General features: G+C 54.4%; 2 protein-coding genes. Both read left to right on the top strand.

Annotated features, from left to right (window positions below; genetic code table 11):
• Nucleotides 1-2,057: condensation domain-containing protein (locus ACX1DY_RS31305; RefSeq protein WP_458968026.1), on the top strand; the 2,057-nt coding region annotated here is incomplete at its 5' end.
• 50 nt (nucleotides 2,058-2,107) lie between these two features.
• Nucleotides 2,108-2,745: condensation domain-containing protein (locus ACX1DY_RS31300; RefSeq protein WP_458968025.1), on the top strand; the 638-nt coding region annotated here is incomplete at its 3' end.

Raw genomic sequence — 2,745 nt, 5'->3', positions numbered from 1 at the left:
CTGGTGAGCGGATGTACCGGACGGGAGACCTGGCCAGATGGCTGCCGGACGGGAACCTGGAGTACATGGGCCGGATTGACGAGCAGGTGAAAATCCGGGGGTACCGGATTGAAACGGACGAAATCGTGCACGGTCTGCTGCAGCACGCGGACGTGAAGGAAGCGGTGGTCATCGCCCGGAAAGACGAGCGGGACGAAGCGTACCTGTGCGCGTACATGGTGAGCAGCGGAGCATTCGATGCATCCGAATTACGCTCGTATTTGAAGCGCAGCCTGCCGGAGTACATGGTGCCATCATACGTAGTGGAAGTGGAGCGGATTCCGCTGACGGCCAACGGCAAGGTGGACCGGAAGGCGCTGCCGGAGCCGCAAGGTCTGGTGCAGGCCGGAAGTGAATACGTCGCGCCGCGCAGCGAGATCGAAGCGAAGCTGGGGGCGGTTTGGCAGGACGTGCTCCGAATCGAACAGGTCGGCATCCGGGACAACTTCTTCGAGTTGGGCGGCGATTCGATCAAAGCGATCCAGATCGTGTCGAGGTTAAGTTCGGAAGGGTTGAAGCTGGTTGTCCGGGATATGTTCACGCATTCGACGATCGAGGAAGTCAGCGGCTACGTTCAAGCCACGACCCAGGCAGCAGCCGAAGCAGGGGCCGTGGAAGGCGAGGTGGCGCTAAGCCCGATCCAGCGTTGGTTCTTCGAACAGAATTTCTCACAAAATCATCACTGGAACCAGGCGATGATGCTGTACCGCGCGGACGGTTTCCAGGAAGCGCTCGTGGAGGAAGTCGCAGTCAAGCTGACGGAACATCACGATGCGCTGCGGATGGTGTACCGGCAAGAAGCAGGGAAGATTGTGCAGATGAACCGGGGGACGGAAGAGCCAGCGTTCCGCCTGCATGTATGCGACGTCTCGGGGGAAGCGGACGTCAGCGCAGCGGTCGAACGTGAGGCGATGCGGGTTCAACAGATGATGAATCTGGAAACGGGCCCGCTGATGCAGCTTGGATTGTTCCGGACGACTAGCGGCGACCATCTGCTGATCGCGATTCATCACCTTGTCGTGGACGGGGTGTCCTGGCGCATTCTGCTGGAGGATTTTGCAGCGGGATACGAGCAGCGGCTGCGGGGTGAGGTCGTCACATTACCGGGCAAAACGCATTCGTACCGGATGTGGTCGGAGCGGATGGGCGCCTATGCACAGAGCCGGGAGCTGCTGAGGGAAGCCGATTATTGGCGGCAGGAGCAGAGCGCTAACGTGCAATCGCTCCCTAAAGATGGGGAATGCGCTGAAGCTCGGACATGGGGAAGCAGCGCAAGCACGGCGATTAGTTTAAGCGAGAAGGAAACGAAAAACCTGCTGACGGGAACGCATCATGCGTACAAGACGGAAATGAACGACGTGCTGCTCGCGGCGCTCGGTTTAGCGATGCAGGAATGGACGGGTCATGAGACACTGGCCGTTCATCTGGAAGGCCACGGCCGGGAAGAAGTATTAGGTGACGTGGACGTGACGAGAACGGTGGGGTGGTTCACGAGCATTTACCCGGTTGTCTTCGAAATGAAGCAGGCGGAAGGGATAGCCTACTGGATCAAATCGTTCAAGGAGAAGCTGAGACGGATTCCGAACAAAGGCGTGGGATACGGCGCGCTGAAGTATTTGACGCCAAGGGAGAAAAGCGGCCTAGGAAGCGGAATAGCGCCGGAAATCAGTTTCAACTACTTGGGACAATGGGACCGGGAGATGAATGCGAGCGCCATGTCAATGTCGGTTCTTTCCACGGGGACCCAAGTGAGTCTGCAGTCGGAACGCATCCATACGCTGGACATTGTAGGGAGCGTAATGGACGGGAAACTGACGCTGATCCTGACGTACGACGAGCAGGAGTACCGTGAAAACACGATGCAGGTATTGCTGGCCGAGTACAAAAAGCAGCTGCTTTCGATCATCGACCATTGCATGCAGCAAACCGAGAACGAACTTACCCCGAGCGATGTGGGTATCGAACCGATGTCTTTGGACATTTTTGAGAAGCTCTTAACGAAATTGAATAATCTGTAAAGTGGGATCGCTGTTATTCATAATTTATAGACGGAAGATAGGTGATTGTATTGAGTAGTGGCGGTAACCGCAATGTTGTTTCTATGTACCCGCTGTCTCCCATGCAAGAGGGTATGCTATTCCAAGCACTAATGGACCCACAGTCATCCGCGTACTTCGACCAATTGTCGTTTACGATTCAAGGGTCGCTGCAAGAAGCGAATCTGGAGAAGAGCCTTTCCCTTCTGATGGATCGACATGACATCTTGCGAACGGTGTTTATGTACGAGGAATTGGAAAGGCCGTTACAAATCGTGCTGAAGAAGCGCAACTCTTCAATCCAATTCGAAGACTACAGAGGATTAGCGGAAGATGAAATCAAGCACAAAGTGGATCAATTCAAGCAATTGGATCGGGAAATCGGATTTGATCTCACGAAAGATGTGTTGCTGCGTCTTGCCGTATTAAGAACGGGAGAGGACCGTTACGAGATTGTTTTAAGCCACCATCATATTTTGATGGATGGCTGGTGCAGAAGTATCGTATTGAAAGAATTCTTTTATATGTATACGCAACTTTGCGGCGGCAAATCGATAGATTTGCCTGCCGTAAAGCCCTATATCCACTTCATCAAGTGGCTGAAAATGCAGGATCGAGAAGAAGCGCTGGGATACTGGAGAAACTACTTGGCGGGATACGAGCAGCGGGC

The organism is Paenibacillus sp. BAC0078, assembly GCF_054483875.1.
Note: the sequence above shows the minus strand (reverse complement) of the source record. Positions and strands in the feature narration are given on the sequence as shown.